The 25843-nt window shown below is 37.2% G+C and carries 25 protein-coding genes; 12 read left to right on the forward strand and 13 right to left on the reverse strand.

Translation table 11 applies throughout. From position 1 onward, the window contains the following. Positions 1 to 168: 168 nt before the first annotated feature. Complete coding sequence (locus OQ267_RS10590; protein WP_265835861.1) at positions 169 to 2676, reverse strand: S9 family peptidase; 2508 nt, start codon at positions 2674 to 2676, stop codon at positions 169 to 171. Positions 2677 to 2853: 177 nt separating this feature from the next. On the opposite strand from OQ267_RS10590, the gene OQ267_RS10595 reads away from it, so the two are divergent. From OQ267_RS10595 to OQ267_RS10605, 3 genes are all read left to right on the forward strand, one after another. Then, positions 2854 to 3732 carry a polysaccharide deacetylase family protein gene (locus OQ267_RS10595; protein ID WP_265835862.1) on the forward strand — a complete coding sequence of 293 codons (879 nt, stop codon included), beginning with the start codon at positions 2854 to 2856 and terminating at the stop codon, positions 3730 to 3732. Between the two features lie 200 nt (positions 3733 to 3932). Next, positions 3933 to 4820 (forward strand): polysaccharide deacetylase family protein, encoded by an 888-nt coding sequence (locus tag OQ267_RS10600; RefSeq protein ID WP_265835863.1) that lies wholly within the window; start codon positions 3933 to 3935, stop codon positions 4818 to 4820. 38 nt (positions 4821 to 4858) lie between these two features. Next, positions 4859 to 6025 carry a DUF3298 and DUF4163 domain-containing protein gene (locus OQ267_RS10605; protein WP_265835864.1) on the forward strand — a complete coding sequence of 389 codons (1167 nt, stop codon included), beginning with the start codon at positions 4859 to 4861 and terminating at the stop codon, positions 6023 to 6025. Positions 6026 to 6144: 119 nt separating this feature from the next. On the opposite strand, the gene OQ267_RS10610 is transcribed toward OQ267_RS10605, so the two are convergent. From OQ267_RS10610 to OQ267_RS10620, 3 genes are all read right to left on the reverse strand, one after another. Next, positions 6145 to 6597 carry a 3-oxoacyl-ACP synthase gene (locus tag OQ267_RS10610; RefSeq protein WP_088300762.1) on the reverse strand — a complete coding sequence of 151 codons (453 nt, stop codon included), beginning with the start codon at positions 6595 to 6597 and terminating at the stop codon, positions 6145 to 6147. 69 nt (positions 6598 to 6666) lie between these two features. After that, on the reverse strand, positions 6667 to 7242 hold the full coding sequence (locus OQ267_RS10615; RefSeq protein ID WP_088300763.1) for a nitroreductase: 576 nt from the start codon (positions 7240 to 7242) through the stop codon (positions 6667 to 6669). A 155-nt stretch (positions 7243 to 7397) separates the two neighbouring features. After that, a complete protein-coding gene (locus tag OQ267_RS10620) occupies positions 7398 to 8213 on the reverse strand; it encodes a hypothetical protein (RefSeq protein WP_265835865.1) in 816 nt (271 codons plus the stop codon). 143 nt (positions 8214 to 8356) lie between these two features. Between OQ267_RS10620 and OQ267_RS10625 the strand changes: the two genes are divergently transcribed. The 6 genes from OQ267_RS10625 (at position 8357) to OQ267_RS10650 (ending at position 13930) form a co-directional block, all read left to right on the forward strand. Beyond that, on the forward strand, positions 8357 to 9979 hold the full coding sequence (locus OQ267_RS10625; protein WP_265835866.1) for an ABC-F family ATP-binding cassette domain-containing protein: 1623 nt from the start codon (positions 8357 to 8359) through the stop codon (positions 9977 to 9979). A gap of 68 nt (positions 9980 to 10047) precedes the next feature. Then, complete coding sequence (locus OQ267_RS10630; protein ID WP_265835867.1) at positions 10048 to 10704, forward strand: hypothetical protein; 657 nt, start codon at positions 10048 to 10050, stop codon at positions 10702 to 10704. 101 nt (positions 10705 to 10805) lie between these two features. After that, positions 10806 to 11498 (forward strand): DUF4397 domain-containing protein, encoded by a 693-nt coding sequence (locus tag OQ267_RS10635; protein WP_265835868.1) that lies wholly within the window; start codon positions 10806 to 10808, stop codon positions 11496 to 11498. A gap of 115 nt (positions 11499 to 11613) precedes the next feature. Continuing rightward, on the forward strand, positions 11614 to 12198 hold the full coding sequence (locus OQ267_RS10640) for an RNA polymerase sigma factor (RefSeq protein WP_088300768.1): 585 nt from the start codon (positions 11614 to 11616) through the stop codon (positions 12196 to 12198). Next, the gene (locus OQ267_RS10645) at positions 12191 to 13423 is read left to right on the forward strand and encodes a hypothetical protein (protein WP_265835869.1); all 1233 of its coding nucleotides are present in this window, start codon (positions 12191 to 12193) and stop codon (positions 13421 to 13423) included. Before OQ267_RS10640 ends, OQ267_RS10645 begins: the two co-directional genes overlap by 8 nt. A 69-nt stretch (positions 13424 to 13492) precedes the next feature. After that, positions 13493 to 13930 carry a hypothetical protein gene (locus tag OQ267_RS10650; RefSeq protein WP_088300770.1) on the forward strand — a complete coding sequence of 146 codons (438 nt, stop codon included), beginning with the start codon at positions 13493 to 13495 and terminating at the stop codon, positions 13928 to 13930. A 65-nt stretch (positions 13931 to 13995) separates the two neighbouring features. Here OQ267_RS10650 and OQ267_RS10655 read toward each other — a convergent pair whose 3' ends face one another. The 4 genes from OQ267_RS10655 to OQ267_RS10670 form a co-directional block, all read right to left on the reverse strand. After that, positions 13996 to 14502, reverse strand: coding sequence for an FKBP-type peptidyl-prolyl cis-trans isomerase (locus tag OQ267_RS10655; protein WP_265817177.1), 507 nt, complete (start codon positions 14500 to 14502; stop codon positions 13996 to 13998). A 465-nt stretch (positions 14503 to 14967) separates the two neighbouring features. Continuing rightward, complete coding sequence (locus tag OQ267_RS10660) at positions 14968 to 15510, reverse strand: HAD domain-containing protein (RefSeq protein ID WP_265835870.1); 543 nt, start codon at positions 15508 to 15510, stop codon at positions 14968 to 14970. Further along, positions 15507 to 15896, reverse strand: a complete 390-nt coding sequence (locus tag OQ267_RS10665; RefSeq protein ID WP_265835871.1) for a hypothetical protein — start codon at positions 15894 to 15896, stop codon at positions 15507 to 15509. The genes OQ267_RS10660 and OQ267_RS10665 overlap by 4 nt, the downstream gene beginning before the upstream one ends. Before the next feature lie 88 nt (positions 15897 to 15984). Continuing rightward, positions 15985 to 18006: a thioredoxin domain-containing protein gene (locus OQ267_RS10670; protein WP_265835872.1), complete on the reverse strand. Its 2022-nt coding sequence runs from the start codon at positions 18004 to 18006 to the stop codon at positions 15985 to 15987. A 104-nt stretch (positions 18007 to 18110) separates the two neighbouring features. On the opposite strand from OQ267_RS10670, the gene OQ267_RS10675 reads away from it, so the two are divergent. Together OQ267_RS10675 and OQ267_RS10680 are read left to right on the forward strand one after the other, a co-directional pair. Further along, entirely contained in the window at positions 18111 to 18425 is a 315-nt protein-coding gene (locus OQ267_RS10675) for a DUF1016 N-terminal domain-containing protein (RefSeq protein ID WP_265835873.1), read from the forward strand. A 47-nt stretch (positions 18426 to 18472) separates the two neighbouring features. Continuing rightward, on the forward strand, positions 18473 to 19570 hold the full coding sequence (locus OQ267_RS10680) for a mandelate racemase/muconate lactonizing enzyme family protein (protein WP_265835874.1): 1098 nt from the start codon (positions 18473 to 18475) through the stop codon (positions 19568 to 19570). 141 nt (positions 19571 to 19711) lie between these two features. Here the strand turns inward: OQ267_RS10680 and OQ267_RS10685 are convergent, their stop codons facing one another. The 3 genes from OQ267_RS10685 to OQ267_RS10695 form a co-directional block, all read right to left on the reverse strand. Further along, complete coding sequence (locus OQ267_RS10685; RefSeq protein ID WP_265835875.1) at positions 19712 to 20578, reverse strand: glycoside hydrolase family 25 protein; 867 nt, start codon at positions 20576 to 20578, stop codon at positions 19712 to 19714. 158 nt (positions 20579 to 20736) lie between these two features. Further along, entirely contained in the window at positions 20737 to 21261 is a 525-nt protein-coding gene (locus OQ267_RS10690) for a hypothetical protein (RefSeq protein ID WP_265835876.1), read from the reverse strand. Then, positions 21258 to 21722 carry a hypothetical protein gene (locus tag OQ267_RS10695; protein ID WP_265835877.1) on the reverse strand — a complete coding sequence of 155 codons (465 nt, stop codon included), beginning with the start codon at positions 21720 to 21722 and terminating at the stop codon, positions 21258 to 21260. Before OQ267_RS10695 ends, OQ267_RS10690 begins: the two co-directional genes overlap by 4 nt. A gap of 183 nt (positions 21723 to 21905) precedes the next feature. On the opposite strand from OQ267_RS10695, the gene OQ267_RS10700 reads away from it, so the two are divergent. Then, the gene (locus tag OQ267_RS10700; RefSeq protein ID WP_265835878.1) at positions 21906 to 23138 is read left to right on the forward strand and encodes an MFS transporter; all 1233 of its coding nucleotides are present in this window, start codon (positions 21906 to 21908) and stop codon (positions 23136 to 23138) included. A gap of 34 nt (positions 23139 to 23172) precedes the next feature. Here the strand turns inward: OQ267_RS10700 and OQ267_RS10705 are convergent, their stop codons facing one another. Continuing rightward, the gene (locus OQ267_RS10705) at positions 23173 to 24153 is read right to left on the reverse strand and encodes a glycoside hydrolase family 43 protein (protein WP_265835879.1); all 981 of its coding nucleotides are present in this window, start codon (positions 24151 to 24153) and stop codon (positions 23173 to 23175) included. Between the two features lie 310 nt (positions 24154 to 24463). Beyond that, the gene (locus tag OQ267_RS10710) at positions 24464 to 25834 is read right to left on the reverse strand and encodes a dipeptidase (protein ID WP_265835880.1); all 1371 of its coding nucleotides are present in this window, start codon (positions 25832 to 25834) and stop codon (positions 24464 to 24466) included. Between the last annotated feature and the right edge of the window lie 9 nt (positions 25835 to 25843).

Raw genomic sequence — 25843 nt, forward strand, 5'->3', positions numbered from 1 at the left:
CATATTAAAATAACATGAGAAAATAGTAATTGTTTCGCGCTTGAATTGGTACCGCGGGCAATTAAAACTCATCCTCATATCGTTTTCTGGGAGAAATTAAGCCAGGATTTTTATAAAAAAAATAGCCTGCAGTATCTACAGGCCATTAAAATGTATTTGTATTATATTTTATTTTCCGGTTTGTTCAATATCCCGGTCCATTTCTACCAAGTCAACATCTCCCGGTTCAGAGAAATCGCCTATCAGGTATTTATTAAAGTGATCGGCTAATTTCCAGAAAGCATATTCGGTCATGTCTCCAAAACCGTGTCGCTGACCAGGAATAATCAGAAAATCAAACCGTTTACCAGCTTTCATCAAGGCATTGGCCACACGGATTGAATTGGCCGGGTGCACGTTGTTATCTACATCGCCATGCATCAATAATAAATGGCCTTTCAAATTTTTAGCTAAATCAGGATTTTTATCAATACTATATTTAAAGGAAGTATCTCCTTTTAAAGAAATGGTTTCTTTTACGCCGTGGTGTTTTTCACTCCACCAACGGTTATAAATGCTGTTATCATGGTTACCTGCATTCGAAACCGCGGCTTTAAAGAAATCAGGATAAACCAGCATGGCTGCTGTAGACATGAAACCACCACCAGAATGCCCTGTAATACCTACTTTTGATTCATCAATAAAAGCATATTTAGCTGCCAGTTGTTCAATAGCGGTTTTCTTATCTGCCAATCCATAATCACGAAGGTTACCATAACCATAAGTGTGGTACCATTTGGAACGCGATGGATTGCCACCGCGGTTGCCCACAGTAATGACGATATATCCAAATTGTGCCAGGCGCTCCGTACGATCCATGCTTTTGCTAAATGCCTTATTTACGGCTTCGGTTTGTGGTCCCGGATAAACATATTCAATGATCGGATATTTCTTCTTCGGATCGAAATCAAATGGCTTGTACATTACACCATATAAATCAGTGATACCATCATCAGCCTTAACCTTAAATGGCTCAGGGTATTGATAGCCCGCAGCCATTAATAAAGAAAGATCAGCGGTTTCCAGGTCCATTACTTTTTTGCCATTCCGATCGTAAAGCGTAGATTTTGGCGCCGTATTTACCCTAGAGTAGTTATCCACAAAAAAGGTATTGTTATCATTCATAAATGCCGCATGGTCAAAATCACCGGCATTAAGCAGCTTCATATTTGAACCATCGAAATTGATACGATACAAATGCAGATAGTATGGATCCTCTTTCCCTTCTCTCCCATTGGCTGTAAAATACAACACACGGTTCTTTTCATCTACATTTACGATGCTTTCGCAATGGAAGGCACCCTTGGTAATTTGGTTTTTAAGCTTTCCATTCTCATCAAAAAGATAGAAATGCGCCCAGCCATCACGCTCACTCCAGTGGATAAGTTCTTTACCATCATTTACCAGACCCGGACGGTTCACTTCCACATAGGTATTGAAACGCTCATCTATTATTGGCGTTACTTTTCCTGTAGCAATATCAATGGTTCCGATATCAATTCTTTTTAAATCACGACTGGTGCGTGAAAAATAGAAGCGACTGTTATTTCCCAGCCAAATGGAAGGCCGGAACTCATTATCACGGTCTTTTGCTAAAACCGGCTTGCTCCATACGGATACACTCTGATCTTTAAAAGCCAAAACATTTAACTTTTTATAACTTTTTGCCACGAAATCAAAAAGCAATACTTCATCCTGCGGGGCCTCTGTTTCTCCCGGCATCTGATATTTATAAGTTTCGAGTGTTGGCCGCCCCGGAGTAACACTATTAATCACCCAAAGATCTTTTACCTTTCGGGAATCAGTCCTGTCTAAAACAAAATATTTTGAATTTGGCGACCAAAGCACATAAGCTGCTCTTCTTTTTTTGTTATTCTTTTCGTTTTCTACATTGTTTTCGCCATCTCCATCACTTCCATAAGAATAAAACTTAACGCCATCCTTTGTTAGCTGATGCTCTACAATGGTGCTGTCTTCATCATTTTTAACCGCTTTTTTATAATTTTCTTTATCCATCCAGTAGAGGTTATAGTTACGCGAAAATATAATGGCTGATGAATCCGGTGCGACTGAACCCCAATCTGGCTTTGGTTTAGGCTTACTAAAGTTCGGCACTTCTGTTAGTTTTGATGAAGCCAGTTCATACTTAAAGGAGTAGACCTTCTTCTGCATAGAATCAGCAGCCTTCTTATCTTTACGATCTTTTTTTAATTCATCAACAGAACTTTTCACCTCGAATGAAATGCTTTTCTCATCTGCGGCAAATTTTAAATTTTCCAGCGGTAAATGTTCCGCATCAAACGGATCGCGCACAATTAGCGTAATCTCTGCAGCCAGCTTTGCATTATCAAACAACTGCTTTTTAGTTTTAGAGGCAGGATCTACCAGATACCAGAATTTCCCGTTCGGACTTTCAAAAGTGTACCAAAAACGATTGCTCAATTTTAACCAATGTGGATCAACAGCAGTTGAATACACCATTTTTTTTAACTTGTTTGGCGAAAAACGCGAAGCAAGCTGGTAATTTGCTTTGGGTTGTGACTGAATATTCTCCGTGATGGTAAAAGTTTTGGTTTGTGCGAAGACAGTTAGCGACAGAAATTGTGCACAAAAAAGTAATTTGTAAATTTTATTCATTAATAAAGGTTTGGAACGGCTAAATTATTTAATAAAAGCCAATTATAATGGTCGAAATTTGTAATAAAAGCGTTATTGATAAAGAAAATTCAGGCTACAAATATTTTATTAACAAGCGATTATTTGATAGGTAAATACTTGGTAGAATTTATAGTTTTGCATTAATATATTATAACTATGAAAAACGGCGTACTAACCGCAATAACAGCTGGCGTAATTTTGCTGGCAAGCTGCCAATCCAACTCTACAGCAGAAACTGCAAAAACTGCAGATTCTACCGAAAATACAAATACTAACGTTGCTACAACAGCTACACCTGTTGATGTATCCAAAATCAAAGTAGCTGATGCTAAAACCATTCTGGCCCGGAAACAGGTACCTATTTTGTGCTACCACCAGGTAAGAAACTGGAAACCTACAGATGGTAAGGTTGGAAAGGACTATATTGTTGAAGTTCAAAACTTTAAAGACCAGATGAAAATGCTCGCCGATAGTGGGTACCATACCATCCTGCCCGATCAGCTTTATGCCTATTTAAACACTGGCGCAGCACTTCCGAGCAAACCCATTATGCTAACCTTTGATGATACGGACCTCGATCAGTTTACGATTGTAAATCCAACCTTGAAAAAGCTGGGCTACAAAGCGGTATATTTCATCATGACCGTTTCTATTGGCAGAAAAGGAAAATTTGTTGATTATATGAGCAGCGATCAGATTAAGCAACTTTCAGATGAAGGAAACATCATTGGCTCACATACTTATGACCATAAAAATTTTAAAAAATATGCCGGTAAAGATTGGGAGGAGCAGTTAGATAAACCAACGAAAAGACTGGAAGAAATTACAGGCAAAAAAATGACGGAGTTTGCTTATCCGTTCGGGCTATGGAATGCTGAAGGTATTCCCGAATTGAAAAAACGAGGTTTCAGAATGGCTTTTCAACTATCAACCAAGCGTGATGAAAAAGATCCTTTATTTACCATCCGCAGAATTATTGCCAGTGGTTACTGGAGTCCGAAAACATTAAGTAACAGCATTAAAAACAGTTTTTAATTTTTTAACCTCGGCATTAGCCGGGAAAAAGCGAATGTTTAAATTCTTAACATCCTTGTTTAAAGGCTAAAAACGAAGCAACAGACTAAACCTATATGAAGCATAACGCATTAAATTTAGGCATCCTAAAAAAGAGCAGGAAACAATTAAAAACTTTAGTTTATCTGAAAACGCAGTATCTTTAATTAAATCATGTTACCTTGAAAAAGAGATTAAAACCAGCATCAGGGCTTTCCCCCCTAATTTTAGCCTTATTTATAACCTTACTTTCTACTGCTTGCAGCGATTCGCAGAATAGGGAAAAAATCATTAAAACGACCTCTACCGCTGAAGTTAAAGAAGATACACCTAAACAAAAGCCGGCAGATGCCAAAGCCATTATGGCTAAGCGCGAGGTTCCTGTTTTATGTTACCACCAGATCAGGAATAACCTGGCTAGCGACAGCAAAAGGGCACACGATGATATTATTTCGCCTGATAAATTCCGTGAGCACATCAAAATGCTTGCAGATAGTGGCTACCATACTATTTTACCAGATCAACTGTACAATTACCTGGTGTTTAATGGCAAACTTCCTGAAAAACCCATCATGATTACTTTTGATGATACGGATATGGATCAATTCACTGTGGGAAATGCTACACTGAAAAAATATGGCTTTAAGGGTGTGTATTTTATCATGACAGTTTCCATAGGGCGCAAAGGGCGGATCAGTTATATGACTAAAGACAATATTAAACAGTTATCAGACGAAGGAAATACCATTGCCAGCCACACTTACGATCATAAAAATTTTGCACAGTTTACGGATGAAGACTGGAAAATCCAAATTGACGAACCAACAAAGAAGCTCGAACAGATCACCGGAAAAAAAGTAGAATATTTTGCCTACCCATATGGTGTTTATAAAGCTTCGAATTTACACAAACTGAAGGAATATGGCTTTAAAGCTGCTTTTATCCTTTCTACCGCCAGGGATGAAAATTACCCCCTATATACCATTCGCAGAATTATAGATCCGGGAAGATATACCGCAAAAAACCTTTATTATAGTATTAATAAGAGCTTCAACAAAACAAAATCATAAGTTCAACTGTCAACTATAAATCCTGACTAACCGGACTTATGAAAAAGCACTTATTATTTTACCTTTTAGTATCTGTCATTATTTCTGCATGTAATAACAATAAAAGCAAATCGAATCATCAGGAAACCGCAGATACTGCCCAAAATGTAAAACGCGAATTTAAAGGAAACTTTTACAAACGACTGGAAGGTACAATTGCCGGGAAACCAGTGGTGATGAATCTGCAGCGATTAGATGGTGATTTAGATGGGAATTATTATTACGATGGTTCGTGGTTAAATTTATCAACTGATACCGTAATCTCCCGGGATAGCCTGATCTTATCAGAATACAGTTTTTACACTTCATATTTTGATCAAAATTCTAAGGAGCCTCATCTGCATTTAAAATGGACTGGTAACGGCTTTAAAGGAACCTGGAAAAGTGGCGATGAAAGTAAAAGCTTTCCCATCCTGCTAGAAGAGAAATATCCTGAAGGCAGTTATCAGTTTACTACTGGTATTTACCAGGATTCCGTAATAGCGTATCCCAATAAATCAAATTCTCCAACAGCTGAAATTACTTTTGAATACCTAAAAGCTACTGCTACAGATGATTCAGGAAATTGGATCAATAGTGAATTGAAAAAAATAGATGGCTTAAAAGCATCTGCCGATCGGGAAGTCAGTTTTAAATCTATTGCTGCAGCATATTTTAAAGATTATAAGTCTCAAATAGCTGAACAGCAAAAAGAAAGCAAAAATGATGACTTTGAAGGCTGGATGAATTATACCAACAGTAGTCAGCAAACGGTGTTATATAATGAGAACGGCTATGTGGTTATTGATTTCCTGGCTGATGCCTACACCGGGGGAGCGCATGGAAACTACAGTAGCACCATGTATTGCCTGGACGTTAAAAACAAAAAACAACTGGTATTAGGTGACATCGTTAAAATTGATTCCAATAATCTCCAAAAGCTGTTGGAAAAAAACCTCAGAAAACTGTATAATATCAAACCAAATGATGCAATCAGCACTGTTCTATTTGACGATTATCTCAAACCAAATAAAAACTTTTATTTCAACTCAAAAGGCCTGGCATTTATGTATAATCCTTATGAGGTAGCCAGTTACGCACAAGGACAAATTGTCGTTTTTATTCCTTTTAATGAATTAAAAACATATTTGGTGCCGTCATTTGCAGAAAGGATTGGTGTAAAATAATCAACAGGCGAAGTTTAAAAGGATTATAGTAAAAGAAAATTTCGGTGGTTCAATAAAGTCATTTCAAAATTGACAAAACCTACAACCGGATAGCCGAGTGAATTTGGTAAGTCAGGTCATTAAAGTATTTTTATCAACACATATTTTTTACCATTAAAACCCAGTTCATCTCCTACTTTCTTTCCGATAAAAAGTTTACCAATAGGCGCGGCCTGAGAAACAGCAAAGAACTGTTGCCCATCTAAATGAAGTTCTCCGGCACTGATGCTGATGTAAAAATTCCCTTCTGAAGTAAAGACTAAACTGCCATTTTTAACCTCTGTTGAAACATCAACACTTTCAATCTGTTGCAGGGAAATTTTCTGCTGCCCGGCTTCATACAACAGTTTACTGTTCCGGTCCATTTCCTGCTGCATCATTTCACGCGTGGTTTCGTACTTATCACCAGCACTGCTTTTGGTATCATCATTTGATGCCTGGCGAGCCTGCTGTAAGGAATATTCAATATTTTCTATCCGGTTTTGAATAAAAGTTAAGCACAGCTGATACAGTTGCGATTTTAAAGTAAGCATATTTTGATGGAAATCTGAGATGGGTAATGGAAAATATAATATAGATAATAAATTTGCAGTAACAGAGCCTTAATCCTCCATCCATTTTACTTTTTCTGCCATCGAAGTACGGTTTGGTTGCCAAGGTTTTTCATTGTGATAGCCCATGTAAAAAAGTCCGATGCATTTTTCATTATCATCCAATCCTAAAAATTCGCCTAGATCATCAATCAATGGTGGCGAACTCCAATAAGCACCAACATTTAAACTTTCGGCGGTTAATGCCATATTTTGAACTGCGCAGGATACCGCAGCCAGTTCTTCCCATTCCGGAATTTTGCCACTCACGGCCATATTAATAGCTATAATGCAATCTGCCTGGCCGGTTTTTTCCGCAAAGCTATCGAACTTTTTCTGCAGGAACTGTTCAGGAGTTACCAATGTCTTATATAACCGCCCCAGTTCCATGCCCAACTTTGCTAATCCAGCTTTTCTGATGACGGTGAAGCGCCAGGGCTGTGTTAACTTATGTGTTGGTGCATAATTGGCAGTTTCCAATATTTGATTAATTACCGCTACAGGAATTTCTTTTTTAATATAACTCGCAGGAAAAATACTACGGCGTTCTTTAATTACTTTTGAGATGGTTTCATATACTGTACTCATTTGGTAAAAATAGTAAAAAGCAAAAAGACTAGCGATTAAAGAGAAGATCTAAATGATAAAACAGAAAGATTTGACGCTTTGTTAACTAAAAAGTTATCCTGCAAATCAACGATCAGAACGGACTGATTAACGATTCATCAACTCATTCCTTGTTGTTAATTTTCGCGTTCGAAAATTTTATCTCCAAAAACGTCTGTTTTAAATTCCGCAATTTTTTTTCCATTTCCATCTTCAATTACATCATGACCAAAAATATCCTTTTTGTAAACTCGGATGGTTTTCCCCTTCCCGTCTTCAACAACATCGTTTCCAAAAATATCCTTTTTATAAATACGTATGGCCTGACCTTTTCCGTCTTCAACAACATCATTCCCGAAAATATCCTTTTTATAAATACGTATGGTCTGACCTTTTCCATCTTCAACAACATCATTCCCGAAAATATCCTTTTTATAAATACGTATGGTCTGGCCTTTTCCGTCTTCAACAACATCATTTCCAAAAATATCTTTTTTATAGACACGCAAGGCTTGTCCATACTCGTCCTCCACGACTGTATTTCCAAAAATATCCTGTCTTTGTTTAATGATATTTCTTTTTCTTCCATCTCCTGAAAATAAATCATTGTCATGACCGGTTTCCTGCGCCCCCGGTGTCAGCCCGCTTTCAGTTTTGATAACGGTATTTCCGAAAAAATCAACGGTTTTTTGGCCCAATTTCCGTCCAGACTCATCTTCCAGTATGGTCTGATGGAAAAAATCTTTTTTCTGTTCAGCAATTTTTTTCCCTGCCTGGTCCACGATGATGGTATTCCCGAAAAAGTCTTTTTTTTGCTTGCCGATTGTTTTGTTATTGGCGTCAACCAGAATGGTATCGCCAAAGAAGTCTACTTTATACTGGTACTGATTGGTCTGACTATATCCAATAGCCGAAACGCCAGACATGAGGATGCCTAATGTTAATGTTTTCATCTTGTTTCATTTGTGTGTGTTCTAAAATAGCAAAAAACAAATAAAAAGAGGATTAATATTCATTTTGAAATTACTAAACTTAAACCTTCCACCTTTTTACCCTCAACCTTTTTCCCTATCTTTGCGGCTTATTTTATTTGTTTATGATTTCAGTTTCTAATTTATCTTTACGATACGGCAAACGCACATTATTTGAAGATGTTAACCTAAAATTTACACATGGCAATTGCTATGGTGTGATTGGGGCTAACGGCGCAGGTAAATCCACTTTCCTGAAAATTTTATCGGGAGAAGTGAACCAGACTTCTGGTAGTGTTGCCTTTACTCCAGGCGAAAGAATGGCGGTTTTAAAACAAAATCATTATGAATTTGATGAAGTTTCCGTACTTGAAACCGTAATGATTGGTCATAAAGAGCTTTACGCCATTATGAAAGAGAAGGATGCCATTTACATGAAGGAAGATTTCTCTGAGAAAGATGGTGAACGTGCCGGGGAGCTGGAAAACATCTTTGCTGAAATGGACGGTTGGAACATGGAAAGTAATGCAGCAACCATGTTGAGCAACCTTGGTATTACAGAAGACAACCATTATAAATTATTAAAAGAGTTAGACAATACCCAAAAAGTAAGGGTTTTGCTGGCACAGGCCTTATTTGGTAATCCTGATATTTTACTACTGGATGAGCCAACCAACGATTTGGACATTGAAACCATCGCCTGGCTGGAAAACTTCTTAGCTGACTATCAGAATATTGTTTTAGTGGTGAGTCACGACAGGCACTTTTTAGATGCAGTTTGTACACACATTGTAGATATTGATTTTGCTAAAATGAGTATCTACACGGGTAACTATACTTTCTGGTATGAATCAAGTCAGCTGGCTTTAAAACAACGTAGCGACCAGAACAAAAAGATGGAGGATAAGGTGAAGGAACTGCAGGAATTTATCCGGAGATTCAGTGCCAACGCATCAAAATCCAAGCAGGCCACTTCACGTAAAAAGGCCCTTGATAAAATTGACATCACCGAAATTAAAGCTTCCAGCCGTAAATATCCGGCTATTATTTTCAATAACACCGGTCGTGAGGCAGGTGATCAGATATTACAGGTAGAGAATTTAGGCAAATCCGGAAACGATGGTATTTTGTTTGATAAAATCACTTTCATGGTGAATAAAGGTGATAAAATTGCTGTACTCTCGCAAAATAGTTTAGCTACTGCGGCATTCTACGATGTTTTAACTGGTAGAGATGCTGATCATCAAGGTGAATTTAAGTGGGGTGTAACCATCAGCACAGCAGATATCCCTAATGATAACTCTGAATATTTTGCAGGTAAAGATGAAAACCTGGTTGACTGGTTACGTGAATATTCAGGAACAGATGCTGACGAGCAATTTGTAAGAAGCTTTTTAGGCCGGATGCTATTCTCTGGTGAAGAGGTTTTAAAAAATGTGAAGGTACTTTCAGGAGGCGAAAAAATGCGTTGCATGTTCTCCAGAATGATGTTACAACAGGCCAATCTTTTAATGTTTGATGAACCGACCAATCACCTGGATCTGGAATCTATCGAAGCATTAAACAACGGCATGAAAGACTTTAAAGGTGCCATATTATTTACTTCAAGGGATCACCAGTTAACGGAAACCGTAGCCAACAGAATTATCGAAATTACACCTAAGGGTACCATTGATAAGCTAATGACTTATGATGAATACATTAACAGTGCCGATGTTGCCAAACTTCGTGAGGAAATGTATGCATAATCCTTAATAAAAATATAATATTGAAAGAGTTTTGATATCCCGTCAAAACTCTTTTTCTTTATATAGCTATGAAGACCTTATTAACCGCTCTGTTTTTAACTTTCAGTTTAACTGCCTTTGCTCAGAAAAGTGATTCAACAACTTTCCGTTCTACCAATATCCGGGATCGATTTCTTGAACGTTATACTGTCCTTAAGTCTAGCAAGAACATTAAAAATGGATTTGCCGAAGTATTGTTTAACCAAAAACAAATTGCTTCAGGTGATTATCAAAATAATGAAAGGGTGAATCAATGGAAATTTTATTTCTTAAATGGTGAAGTGGAACAGATCTATAATTACAGCACTAAAAAGGTTGAATTTGAATTGGAAAGTAAATCCACAACTTATCATTTAGAAAATGTAAAAGAAGGAGATGAAATTATTAATCCAGTTAAAATTGGCGGTGCATATGGCGCTATTTTAGTGATGAACAAAATCTCTTCCCCTGTCACGGATCTCAGAAATAAAAGTGGAAAGTATCAAGTAAGCAATTCCTATTATTTGGATGAGCTTGGTAATGTAACCAAACTAGAACAAAAAGTTGTGGGTTCCAATTATAGTAATACCAAAATTATTGACCAAAATTTATTCAGACCTGAAGAACTGGCCTGTAATCCTGGTTATGTGAATGGTAAGCCGGTAAAAAGCACGATAACCATTTCTCATCACTTAACAGTAAATTAAATTTTTGCTATTGTAGCGTTTTCATTTGCTTAATCGTTTTATCATCAAAAGCGTTAATGGCCATTAACCAATTTTGTGAAAAAGATTGATTTAAATACATTATGAAAACTAAAAACTACTTAGGCTTAAGCACTAAAATAATATGCGCATTATTTGCGATCACACTCACTTTTTCTGCTTGTAAAAAAGATTGGAACAATGACCCTATTGAGGCGGCTGGTATAGGCTTTGTACATGCCTCTCCTGGCACAGCTGCCTTAGATTACATCCTGGACAATCAAAAAATCGGGAGTTTCAGCTATACCAATGACCGTGGGTATTTTGCGGCCTACCCTGGCACCAGGCTGGTAGGGGTTTCTAAAAAAGATTCGCTTAAATATTTAACCAACGGAACAGCTGCTTTAAAAGGTGGTTCATTTTATTCCGTATTTGTGGTCGATACTTTAAAATCAACTAAACTTTTACTGGTTGAAGATGATTTAAAAGCTCCCGAAACAGATAAGGCAAAAGTAAGGTTCATTAATTTAAGTCCTGGTTCTTCTCCTTTAGATTTGGCAGTGGAAGGAAATGCCACCGCATTATTTGCTTCAAAAGCGTTTAAAGAGTTTACCCCATTTACGTCCATCAATCCATCGGATAATTATACTTTTCAGGTGAAGCAGGCTGGAACGGTAACAGCAACGCTACCTGCTGTAAAAATAGAAAAAGGCAAAATTTACACCATTTGGGCTAAAGGATTAAGCAGTAAAACAGATAGCACTAAATTTGGTTTAGCCATCATGACCAATAAATAACATCTACCAATTGAATTTAACACCATTCGGTAAAATGGATGGTGTTATTTTTTAATTTTGTATAAATAAGCTTTAAGCATTAAAACGAATCAAACCCTAAACCGGCCTTTACAGCGTGATCAAAAAAATACTCAGATTTGAGGAGATTTTAAAGGGCTGTGTAAAAAACGACAATAGCTGTAAGGAAATGATGTATAAATCATTTTATGGCTACTTAATGGGTATTATTTTAAGGTATACCAAGAACACTTCTGACAGTGAAGAACTTGTAAATGACACCTTTATCAAGATATTTAAGCATGTTGCGGGTTTCAAGCCGCCAGCAAACCCTGAAGAATTGCAAAAATCATTTCGGGGCTGGATTGCTCAGATTGCATCAAGAACGGCAATAGATAAAATCAGAAGCTCGAAAGCGCATTTTTATGTGGATGAATTAAATGAAGATCAACATCCCATTACACAGGTTTCAATAGCATCCGAACTTCATGTCAGTGATATTATGAACCTGTTAAATCATTTACCGGAAACGCAAAGGCTGGTATTTAACTTATATGAGATTGAAGGCTTTGCACACGAGGAAATTTCAAAGTTGCTCAACATCCCCGAAAGTTCGAGCCGTGTTTACTTAACCCGATCAAAAAATAAGTTGCGTACACTTTACACCAACACGCTAGTTGGTTCATATAAAAAAAATGGATAAGGAATTAATTGAACATATCACCACCCAATTACAAAATCACCAGGAACAATATGTTCCTGGTGCCTGGGAGCGCTTCTCTGAAAAAGAGAAAAATAAGCGCAGGGGTTTTGTTTTATGGCCATTATGGACAGCCGCAGCCATTATCTTCATAATTTCAGGCATATTTTTGATTCATCAAAGCGAAGAATCAAAACAACCTAGTGTGGTAAAATCAAAAGTTCAAAATACGGAATCACCAATAAGCACAAAAACAGGAGAAAACACCAATTCTCATGAGCCATTTGTTCAGGGTACAAAATCAGCAGGCATCAATCAGGATGAAAAGCAGGCCTATCTTCCATCCTCTTCTCAACCATCAGACAGCAACTTAAATCATAAGCTTGATTTGATCACTCCGGAGAAGCATCCTGTGGAGGCATTGATAGCATTAAATAACGATAATTTTACTACTCAATCATCTCATATCAAAAGCATTGATAACAATCAAAGCGTTGCAGATGCTCAGTCAGAAAAGCAAAAACCAGAAGCCAATAAAAAGTTATCTTTTGAAGATCTGTTAGCGGTTGATAGCAAGACTGATCAGCAACATCCAACCAATAGTAAAACTGAACAGCATTCTAAATGGCAGCCAGACGTGTATGTAGCGCCTTCAATGGGTAACGATAACAAGTTAAACATGAATTATGGATTCTCCTTATCTTATGCCATTGCCAATAAATTATCCATTAGCTCTGGTGTTTCATATGCTTCCATCAGTTCAACAGAATCCCAAAATGCTACTGCACCCCAATCGTTATCCGGTAAAAATCTGGAATCTATCAATGCAAAAGTTCAGGGCATTAACGTGCCTTTAGAGTTACGTTATAACATTTCGGAAAAGTTATACACCGGCGTTGGTGTTTCTGCGCTCGCCATTTTAAGCAATTCACAACAAAATACTTATCTGGTTAATCAGGTTCAAACACTGTCAGCTCCATTAGCCAATGGCATGATGGATTCTAAAAGTTTTATCGTGGCAGAGAAACAAAGCGAGCCGCAGCCAACATCTACCATTGATCCGGATAAATACATCGGCTTTTATAATTTCTCCCTGGGCTATAAACAAAAAATCTCCAAAAAGAACAACATTGCTATTGAACCTTTCCTAAGACTTCCAATGAAAACCTTCTCCCGCGAAAACCTCAACCTCACCAATGGGGGCTTACGTTTAAAGGTAGATTTTTAGGAATTGTATTGATTCATTTAACCCTGAAGGTTATCTCTTTTGTATATTTGCCTTTCAGATAAAATTCAGATGAGATTATTAACTATTTTATTATTCCTTTTTATTGGTTATTCGGCAAGTGCACAGCATGACCCCAGCGACCAGATGGATTCGCCCAATTGGGACATTATTGGTGAGGTTAAAATTAAAACAGTAAAACCTACTGAAACCTATGCCATTTATCATGCAGGCATTCAAAAATATGAAAGCAAGCCATTTGAGCTATCGGGCTATATCGTACCGATAAAAGATGGCATGAAGCAAACCAAGTTTATGCTTTCTACTTTACCCATTAACCAATGTTTTTACTGCGGAAAGAACGGAATTCCAATTATGGTATTGGTAGAAATGGCTGAACCCATTAAATTTACCTATCAACCAATTACCGTGAAAGGAGTTTTGAAGCTGAATAAGGGAAATGCGATGAATAACCCTCCGGTTGAACTGATTACGGCTAAGTTATTATAAAAAAATCCCGATGAATATCGGGATTTTTTAGTTTTATCAATTGAATTTACGATTTTACGATCGATCTAGTGATTGGCATGTCCGTCCGCACCATGTGCATGGCCATGAGCCAATTCATCCTGAGTGGCTTCGCGAACATTTAAAATAGTACCTGCAAACAATAAATTTTTACCAGCCATCGGGTGGTTCAAATCTACCGCAACCGTTTCTTCATGAACAGCGGTTACACCTGCTCTGAATTGATTGCCATTGTTATCTTGCAAAGGAATTACATCACCAACAGCCGGAACTTCGCCACCTGCTTCAGTAAACATGGTTTTTGGCAAATCAGCAAAAGCACCCGGATCAAGTTCTCCGTAACCATCAGCTGCAGATAGTTCAAAACTATACTCATCACCAGTTTTCAAGCCGGCTAAGTGCTCTTCAAATTTAGGCAACATCATGCCTACGCCATATAAAAATACTAAAGGATTTTGCTCATCAGCTTTTTCAACAAAAACTTGTTGTCCTTCTTCGTTTGTAGTGTGCAATTCATAAGTTACTGCGACTACTGAGTTTGGTGAAATATTCATTCAGATTTTTTTTATTGTAAATACACTAATGCTTCCTCAACAGTATTAACCGGTAACTGGCACACATTATTTCGGCAAATATCTATTGAGCTGATTATAGTCCTTTTAAATATTGCTGGGCAAAGATAAGTTAATTATTTACCTAACAAAAAAGATGCGTTGATTGTTCAGAAAAGAATATTAATTTTCGTACTAGTACAAAAAGTAGTACTGAATAATTGTCTACTTTGTTATAGAAATACAAGTTCTAATAAAATCTCCAATCAAGTTATGCAACCTCTTTCTATCCCTTCCAACTAATATTGCAACAGTAGATTATTTATTACAAGCCAGTGCTTAAGAAGTATCTTCATTTTTACTTGATAAGTAATATAGATACTTTGATTTTTCTATAAGGTATTTAATAAAAATGGCTCTTAGAAATATTAAAGAGCCATTTTAGTATTTGCTACAAATTTATTTTTTTCACAACAAGTTCATTTTCAATGACTCTTTCTCTAATTTTAAATTTTCAATTTCTTTTTCTAGCTTTTTTAATTTCTTGTCTATCTTTCTTTTTTTTGACAAGATGTCTTTTAAATCAGCGGCATCATTTAGACCGGTATATGAATTAGTTAATACTAATCTATCTTTTAAGAATTTCGGCAAACTATTTAATGTTTTGTCGTCATCGATAATAACTACCTCCTCTGAGCCAAGATGATTTTCAAATATCCAATTTTGAATTTCCGTTTTCCTAGTTATTTTTGGATGATATTGAATATCAACTATAGAGATATATTTTGCAGTAATTCCCCTAAATTCTAAAATTTCTTTCCACTTTTTAACATCGTACCTATGCCGATGAGACGTAGATAAGATAACCTCATCTTTAGTCTTTCTTATTATTGAGTTTAGAATTTCTACAGCAATGGAATTAAATTTATAAAATCCATCATCTTCCAATTCCACAGCTCTATGTGGATTAGCGTGTACCATTACACCATCGATATCAAGAAAAAATTTCATTTAATATTTCGTTTAGTACAATTTATTAGAAAATCGTCAGAACAATATTTTCTATCATAAGTATTATTATAATCCCAGTCATTTACCTCATCAATTTCAATATGCCTAAAGAGCTTTGATACATCACAATGTGAACTAATCCATGTAATAAATTCGATTTCAATTTCTGCAAGTAAATAAGCAATATACCGATGATTACCCTCAACGATAATCATCTTATCGCTACATATCTTTATACCTCCAAAATCATACCCTAATTTAACGCGCCTATATATTCTCTTAATCTTTGCAAAACATAATCTTTTTTGAGCTGTACTATATTTTGTTTCTGTTTTATTTAGGTATTCCTTTAAAATTTCAATAGTGAGTTCTGTAAAATCCTCCAAGCGTTTCTTTTTTGAAAGTTTAAATATAATAAATAATATAACTTAGTTTAATTACTATTTATCTGAAAACCTTTTTTGTAAACATGAACTAAGATATGTAATCTAATGCTTCCTCAACAGTATTAACCGGTAACTGGCACACATTATTTCGGCAAATATAAACTTTTGTTTCATTGCTTTGCTTCCCTTTTAACAGCGGCAGGTTACTTTTTGTTCCGCCTAAAGTAATTTTATTGGGAATATAATGATTGCTTAACTCCAGTTTAACCATAGCTGTTTCCAATCCTGTAATGGCAATTTCATTGATGCCATACATTTCATTCAGCAGTAAAATAGCCCAGTTGGAATAAGCAGAACCATATGTTTTGATTTTGGGATGTACCGCAGCAAGCATTTCCGACGCCTTTTCACTGTAATTTTTTAAGTCAAACAACAAACCCAGTTTTTTCAAATTTAAGGCCATGGCTGAATTTGCTGCAGGAATCACATTATCCATTACCTCATGTTTGCGCGCAATCAGATCTTCACCTTCTGCTGAGGTGTAAAACAACATCGGTGAATGATCATCACTAAAGTTATTTAAAACGTAATCCGCGAAAGATTTTGCTTCAATCAGCCATTGCTCATTAAAATCACATTCGTAAAGAGCAAGTAAAGCCTCGATCATAAAGGCATAGTCATCTAAAAAAGCAGTGATAGATGCTTTACCGTTTTTATAATTACGATACAAGCCACCTGTTTCTGATTTCATATTGGTCAGGATGAAATTTGCAGCTGCAGAAGCTTTTTGATAATAGAGATCGTGTCCTAATACCTGTGCAGCATCTGCCAGCGCTTTAATCATCATGCCATTCCAGGCGGTTAAACATTTATCATCCAAGCCCGGCCTAACTCTCTTACTTCTTACTTCGAGTAACCTTGCTTTTGCATCACTCACTTTTTCAAATAAATCTTCAGCAGTTATCCCGTATTTTTCCAAAAGGGCATTATCCTCAATGGTTTTTCTTAAGATATTGGTATGCTCTTCCTCCCAGTTGCCCTCTTCGGTAACATTATAATATTCTGCCAGCAGTGCAGCATCATCTCCTAAGATTTGATTAAATTCGGTTTTATCCCAAACATAAAATTTACCTTCAACCCCTTCGCTATCTGCATCTAAAGCTGAATAAAACAACCCTTCTGGTGAAGTCATTTCATTAAAAACCCACTCTATACTTTCAACAGCAGTCCGCCTGAAAGAATCAAACTTAGTACATTGATAAGCTTCAATATATAAACTGATGAGTTGTGCATTATCATAAAGCATCTTTTCGAAGTGTGGTACATGCCACTTATCATCAACCGAATAACGGGCGAAGCCTCCGGCCAGCTGATCGTAAATTCCGCCCCGGCTCATTTCTTCCAATGTATGGCAAACTGCTGTAAAAACAGATTCATCATCATTCAGAAAACCATAGCGCAGGAGGAAAACCCAATTATTAGGTAATGGAAACTTAGGAGCACGATTATAGCCGCCGTAGCCCATATCGAAATGGCGTTTCCACGGATCAATAATTTCTGTTAGATGATCTTGAGTATACGCTTCTTTACGTTCAACAGCAATGATTTTTTCACTATCTTTTATACCGGCAGTTAGTCTTGCTGCATATTCAATTGCCTTATCTGGTTCATTTGCCCACAGCGCAGCTACATTTTCCAATACATTAATCCAGTCGGTTTTACGGAAATAAGTACCGCCATAAATCGGGCGCTGATCTGGTAAACAGATGCAATTTAATGGCCAGCCGCCACTCCCTGTCATCAGTTGAATGGCATACATGTAGATCTGATCAATATCCGGGCGCTCCTCGCGATCTACCTTGATGCATATAAAATGCTGGTTCATCACTTCTGCCACCTCATGGTTTTCAAAACATTCCCGCTCCATCACATGGCACCAATGGCAGGCCGAATAGCCAATACTAACTAAAATCAATTTGTTTTCTGCCTTTGCCTTTTCCAAAGCTTCGGTACCCCATTCATACCAATGCACCGGGTTATAAGCATGTTGTAACAGGTAGGGCGAAGATGCGTTAATTAAACTATTGGGTTCTGAATGTGTATTCGACATGAAATAATGATTACAATATTAAACAGGTAAAGCTATAAATTATCTACAATGCTGCTCCCTTTTAGTTTTGTTTTTCTATTTTAGATGTCGATCAATTTGTGTTTATGGAATTAGCTAAAAGCGATTTATTCAGCATTGTTAAGAAAATTATTATTCGGTCTCGTCTGAAAGTTTACCGGGCAGCAAATGCTGAATTATCTGAATCATACTGGCAAATTGATAAGTTAATTATTGAAGATGAGCAGGAAGATAAAGCCAGGGCAGATTATGGCAAAAGTACATTAAAGAATTTATCGCGACAGCTTACGCTTGAGTTTGGAAAAGGATTTGATGAAAGTAATTTGAGAAATATCAGAAGTTTCTTTAAGGCTTTTCCAATTTGTAACGCATTGCGTACTGAATTGAGTTGGATACATTAACGACTTTTATCCCAAATAGCAAATCTTACACCTTCAAACTTAAAAAAATGAAAATCACGCATACCGAAATATATCGCTTTAGTATCCCGATGGAACCTTTTGTAATTGCCACCGGAACCATGCATTTCGCACAGAATGTATTGATTAGAATTTATACGGATGCGGGCATCCACGGCATTGGTGAATGCTCGGCTTTCCCGATGATTGTGGGAGAAACACAGGAAACCTGCATTGCCATGGCCAAAGACTTTGCAGCGATTTTAAAAGGCAAAGATCCTTTGGAAATTCCTGAAAGAATGAATGACCTCCTGGCTTATGCCGATCATAACAGTACCATAAAAAGTGCATTCGACATGGCTTTGTTTGATATTGCGGCCAAACATGCAGGTTTGCCACTCTATAAATTTCTGGGCGGAACAAAAAGAACCATTGAAACTGATATGACCATCGGTATTGATTCCCCCGAGGGAATGGCGAAAACAGCATTGAATTACCAAAACAAAGGTTGCCGGATTTTAAAAATCAAACTCGGGAAAAATGTTGAAGATGATATTGAGCGGGTAAAACAGATCCGTGAAGTGGTTGGTACTGAAATGACCTTACGTTTGGATGCCAATCAAGGCTGGGGTTTTGATGAGGCTTTATTTGCGCTTGGTGAACTGGAACAATACAATATTGAATTTTGTGAACAACCCATGCGTACCTGGTATGATGACCGGCTTCCGGAACTGAACATCAACTCTCCTATTAAACTCATGGCTGACGAAAGCTGTTATAACCATCACGATGCCAGAAAACTGATCAACAGTCAATCAACTACTTACCTGAACATCAAATTTTCGAAATCCGGCGGAATTTTAGAAGCACAAAAAATTCATGAGGAAGCTTTAAAAAGAGGGATTAAATGCATGATTGGAAGCATGTTGGAAAGCCGGATCGCTTTAAGCGCAAACCTGCACTTTGCTTTGGCCAGTCCGAATGTAGATTTCTTTGATTTAGACACCGCATTACTTGGTCATCTGGTGGATCCCGTTGTAGGAGGATTGACCTATAATGGTTATTTCCTTGATTTACCTGATGAAGTTGGCATTGGCGCAGAGGCAGATGAATTTTTTCTTGAAAAATGTGAAAGCTGGGTAGTTTAGTTCATTGGCCATTGGTTCATTAGAAAATTAGTCAGATGGCAATAAGTAATAATAAATAAAATTCCCTTAAATCTATATTTATCTATGATTTTAATTCGGTGAACCAACAATTAATGACAATTGAGCCAATGAATATTTTACTTAGTGAACCAACATATTCGCAAGTGCGGTACTGTCCCCGTTAAACGCATTAAAATCAACTACATGACCGATTCCATTTATTTTGGCCTTATCTGAATGTTGCCAAAACTTCCAGCGGCTTTTATCTAATTTCAATTTGGGTTGGTAATAATGGGCAATCCATAAGGGATATTCATCTAACTTTCCTTCGAGATTATCCTCATAAAACTTTAAACCAGTGTAGATGATCGGCCGAACACTTGTTTTCATTTCAACGTAGGTCAGAAAATCTGAAAGCTCCAACCGCATCCTAAGCGGAGAAACACCATCTAAAGTTTCAATATCCACAACAGGTGGTAAATCGCCTTTTTCGATATTGACCACCTGTAAGAAAAATTTTGCCTGTGCCTGTCCGCTTTTTTTGGGTCTGAAAAAGTGATAGGCTCCACAAACAATTCCGGCCTTTGGTGCTTCACGCCAGTTGCGCTGAAAATACGGATCAACCTGCAAAATACCTTCGGTAGCTTTAATAAAAGCGAAACTTACTTTAACCTCATCTTCTTTCATCACCTTTACTTTATGCCAGTTTATTTTTCCCTGATAGTACGAAACATCGATGCCGTGCACCGTATATTTCTTCGGGATTTTAATATTAAAGCTTTTATAAGTGCGGTAATTGGGGTCTTGCCCCCAATCTTTTATCCACCGCAAGGAGGCAACAAAACCACTTAATACATAACCATAGTAAAGTGGTGAGAGCAAAATCAATAGTAAGCCTGCCAACGCCATTTTCATCTGCTTAGAAAGCACAGCTGGCTTTTTCTTCTTTAGCGCAGGCTTTCTGGTAGTTTGCTTTCTGGCAACGGGCTTTCGTTTTTCTGGCGGCATAAATATTTTATGTCGCTAAGTTGAGGAAAATGTAGTGAAATAAAAAAGGGATTGCCGGATTAGATTAATCCATATTCTTACTAAATGATTCTTAAATCGACAATGGTATATTTGGGTAAATAGATTGTCGACGATGTATTTAATTAATTATCAATAAACTATGAACTTATCTTTTCGCTAGCATAAACAATGAAACCAGGCTTTTCGGCTGCGTTATATTTAAAGATAAGGTCATCCCCGATCTGATGCTCCAATTTTACTTTTTCTAATAAATTCAGGGAAGAATCTTCATAACCTAAAACATTATCCCGATATATCTTTAACTCAGTAGAATAGTAAAGCTCAGCAGGATCAATATTATTAATGTTCACTTTTATCTCATCAAAGGCCCATTCCTGTCCTTCAGATTGATCAATAATCTCTTTCATTTTATCCACATTAAAATTGATCAGTGTTTTAAGCTTTGCTGGCTTATTTTCACTTCTCTTTTTTGCACACAGGTTTACCGTAATTTCCTCTGGTAAATAAACTACGTCCCTGCCTAACTGACTGGCCAGATTTAACATGATAAAAACCTGTGGTTCTGTAATAAGCGCCCTATTTAATGTTTCACTGATTACAATATCTACATCAATATCTTGCAAAACATAATTGGTTGCATCGGCAATTTCAATAGCTTTCACGTAACTGTTAAATCAAAAGCAGTAATCACATCCACCAACTTATTATAACTGTTCTCATTAATTTCAAGCAAGGTAAACTGTACTTCGGCAGGACTAAACTGTACCATTACCGGAAGTGCCAGCGTGGCAAAGGGACCTGTACCCGCATAAAGAACATGTATGGGACCATCTCCTTGCAGCAACTTATCTTTAATGGCTAAGTATAATCCCCTCACAAAACGTTGGGTTCTTAATACCTCTTTCACACAGTTAGCTGCCCAAAATGTACCAATGGCACGACCAAATTTTGATTGAATATTTGTTCTGTCTGATATTTCATCGGGCTTTATTTCACCAAGTTCAAATAGAAGTTGAGTATAAGTAGTAATGGCAGGTACTAGTTTATCATGAAAATCTTGAGGTAGAAGCAAATCATTACTGATGTTAACCAGTTTTTCTTTCAGGTTTTGAGATGAAAACATTAATTTAAGGAGATTAGATCGTTAAATAAAGAATACTGAAAGATAAAAAAGAATACAATTACTTGCATCTTATCTGAAAGATTTTCTGATAAAATTGATGCCCGATTTAATAAATACAACTATCTTTTTATTTTAATATAAATCGGCAAGGCTTTATTACTTTTGTGCGCCGGAAAAATTATTATGTTCAAACTCATTTTAAATACCTATAAATCATCTTTTAGCGGACTAAGCCGTGAAACCTGGTTACTGAGTATTGTCATGATGTTTAATCGTTGCGGCAGTATGGCTGTCCCATTTATGGGCCTTTATGTTACGCAAAGTCTCCATCGCTCCGAAATGGATGCTGGATTAATCATTACTTTATTTGGCGTAGGTTCGATTCTCGGTTCTGCAACCGGGGGTAAACTCACCGACATGATTGGCTTTCGGCCCGTACAAATTTTATCATCGATTATCGGCGGACTGCTTTTCATCTTTTTCTCAACCATTACACATTTCTCCACACTTTGCGTTTTGGCAGTTATTATCAGCTTTTTTTCAGAAGCCTTCAGACCTGCAAATTTTACAGCGGTTGCCCATTATGCTACTGAAGGCACTATCACCAGGTCATATTCACTTAACAGGTTGGCTGTAAATATCGGCTGGTCAATAGGAATCAGCATGGCAGGTATCATTGCCTCTATCAATTACAAGCTGCTGTTCATTGTAGAAGGCGGCGTAAGTATTATCGTTGGTATTTTAATCTTATCCTTTTTGCCACAGGTGAAAGGTTTTATTCAGAAGGCAAAAGAAAATGCCATCAACATGGTTATTATAAAACCCTGGAAAGATATTTTTTATGTGAAATTCATTTTGCTTACCACTGTTTTTATTACCTGCGCATTCCTGATGTTCAGGGTTGTACCTGTATTTTTTAAAGAGCAATGGCACATCGATGAATTTGCCATAGGCATCATTATCGGCATTAACGGATCGGTTATCGCCTTGTTTGAGATGATTATGATTAATAAAATAGAAGCCAAAAGATCGCCGATGTTTTTCATTATCATTGGTGCCGTATTATTTTCGATTTCATATATCTTGCTGGGTGCTCCCGTTAGCTATCATCTGGTTGCGGCAGTGGTTATCATTATCATATTTACCGGTGGGGAAATGTTCTCATTACCCTTCATTAATACAATTGTAATTAGCAGAAGTAATGAACATAACAGAGGGCTATATGCGGCTGGCTACACTTTGAGTTGGTCGTTTGCCCAGGTTATCGGGCCTTTGTTAGGCTTTTTTGTTGCCAAAAATTTTGGTTATAACTGGCTCTGGTTCGGGTTGGCCTGCCTGTTATTGTTATGTGCCTGGGGGTTCAACATGCTGAACAATAAGAAAGGCGAAGTTATGCTGGAAGAAAAAACAAATTAGCTGGAAGTTTTACTGAACTTCCAGCTGATGAAAACTATTTTACCTTTTGAGCATGAACACCTTCGTTGGTGATCCTCACTGGCAGAATCATTCCATTGTCATCAAATTTCATTTCATCAATGCAAGTAACACGATGATTTCCGTCAGTTTCTGTTAATGGACGGCGGTGATATACAATATGGTAGGTGCCTTTTTTCTCGTTAATAATCACAGAATGGTGTCCGGCTCCTGTCGCAATAGCAGGATCTTGTTTTAAAATCTCACCTACTCTTTTAAACGGGCCAAAAGGAGAATCGCCAACAGCATAGGCTACTGAATAATCAGGGCCAGTCCATCCGCCTTCACTCCACATAAAATAATATTTTCCGTTTCTGATGAACATATATGGTCCTTCTACATATTTGTCTGGTGTAATTTCTTTAAAAATGGTTCCGTCTTCAAATGGCAGAAATCCTGTGAAATCTTTATTAAGTCTGGCAATATTGCAATGTTTCCAGCCACCATAAATGAGGTAATACTGACCGTCTTTATCTTTAAATACAAATTGATCAATGGGTTGTGCACCATTGTGAAATTTATCTACCAGAGGTTTTCCAAGATGATCTTTGTACGGTCCTTCCGGCCGATCAGCTACGGCTACACCAATGCCTCCAATTTCCTGATCGCTCTGGATATCATTGGCTCCAAAAAACAAATAATATTTTTTATCTTTCTTAATAATGGCCGGTGCCCACATGGCCTTGTTTGCCCACCTCACTGCCGAAGTATCTAAAATACGGTCATGTTTATTCCAGGTAATTAAGTCATCTGATGAAAATGCATCCAGAAAAACCTGTTCTTTATACTTGGCAGAATAGGTTGGATATATCCAATATTTATTATCGAAAATGGCTGCATCAGGGTCTGCATACCAGCCTTTGAATATAGGATTACCTGATTGCTTAATCGTTTTAGTAGACTGAGCAAAAGAAGCAAATCCTGCTAAAAGTAAAAGAGAAGAGATTGAATATTTCATGGCTACAATTTATAAAAAAACAGCTTAATAAATTCTCTTTTTTTAAAAAGCAATTGTAACGTTTCATTGATAATGAGTTCTGATCCAAAGTTAGTGTGGTAAATACCTGCAGTCTGGTGTTGATGAAAGTTTGCCCGCACATAATAAAACTGACAGCGTTAAATAGCCCGGAATGAGGTGCAATGAAATGAGGACTATGAACAATAGCAGGACTGCAGCCCAAATGAAAAACTGATTTTTCATATTCCAAAAAAAATCCCTGTCTGGAAATTACCAAACAAGGATTAAATTATTTTTGAAATAGCAAAGCCTATTTACTCAACTCAGCAAAATATTTGTGGAACAAAGGCAAAGTTTCGATGCCTTTATAATAGTTGTAAATGTCGTATTTTTCATTAGGTGAGTGTAAAGCATCACTATCCAGACCAAAACCAAAAAGCACTGATTTAATGCCTAACACATCCTCGAATAAAGCCACAATCGGAATGCTTCCACCTCCACGTGTTGGAATGGCTTTTTTACCGAAGCTATCTTCTATCGCTTTTTCAGCAGCCTGGTAAGCGATGCTGTCTGTTGGCGTAACTACAGGTTCGCCACCATGGTGAGGTGTTACTTTTACCTTTACATTTTTAGGGGCAATGCTTTCAAAGTGTTTAGTAAAAATATCTGCAATCTCTTCTGAACTTTGATTAGGCACCAAACGCATAGAAATTTTAGCATTGGCCTTGCTTGGTAATACTGTTTTTGCACCTTCACCAATATAACCACTCCATATTCCATTTACTTCTAAAGTTGGGCGTGTGCCTGTCCGTTCTAAAGTAGAATAACCTTTTTCTCCCCAAACTTCCTCAATATCAAGGTCTTTTTTATATGCTACTTCATCATAGGGTGCCGAATTTAAAGCTTTCTTTTCGTCATCAGACAACTCTACCACCTGATCATAAAATGCAGGAATGGTAATATGATTATTTTCATCATGCAGGGAAGCAATCATTTTACAAAGAATAGTGGCCGGGTTAGCCACAGCACCACCGTAAACACCAGAGTGTAAATCACGGTTCGGACCAACAACTTCCACTTCCATGTAAGCTAAACCACGCAAACCAGTTTCAATAGATGGATGTTCCATGCTGATCATTGAAGTATCCGAAATCAAAACGACATCTGCCTTTAAACGATCAGCATTCTCTTTAACAAAAATACCAAGGTTTGCAGAACCAACTTCCTCTTCACCTTCAATCATAAATTTAACATTGCAGGCCAGGGTATTGGTCTCCATCATCAATTCAAAAGCTTTTACATGCATATAGAATTGACCCTTATCATCGCAGGCACCGCGAGCATAAATTTTGCCATCGCGTACAGTAGGTTCAAATGGTGGTGTATGCCAAAGTTCCAGCGGATCTGCAGGTTGAACATCATAATGGCCATAAATTAAAACTGTAGGCAATGAAGGGTCAATTATTTTTTCGCCATAAACAATCGGATAACCAGCGGTAGGACAAACTTCTACTTGATCTGCACCGGCATCTCTTAATTTTTGCGCCACGTAATCTGCCGTTTTGAGTACATCGCCTTTATACTTCGGATCTGCACTAACCGATGGGAAACGCAACAGTTCAAACAACTCGTCTAAAAAGCGTTCCTTGTGCGTTTCTACATATTTTTTAATCTCTTGCATAACAAAATG

Origin of the sequence: Pedobacter sp. MR22-3, assembly GCF_026240075.1 — a bacterium.
Lineage (GTDB): Bacteria > Bacteroidota > Bacteroidia > Sphingobacteriales > Sphingobacteriaceae > Pedobacter.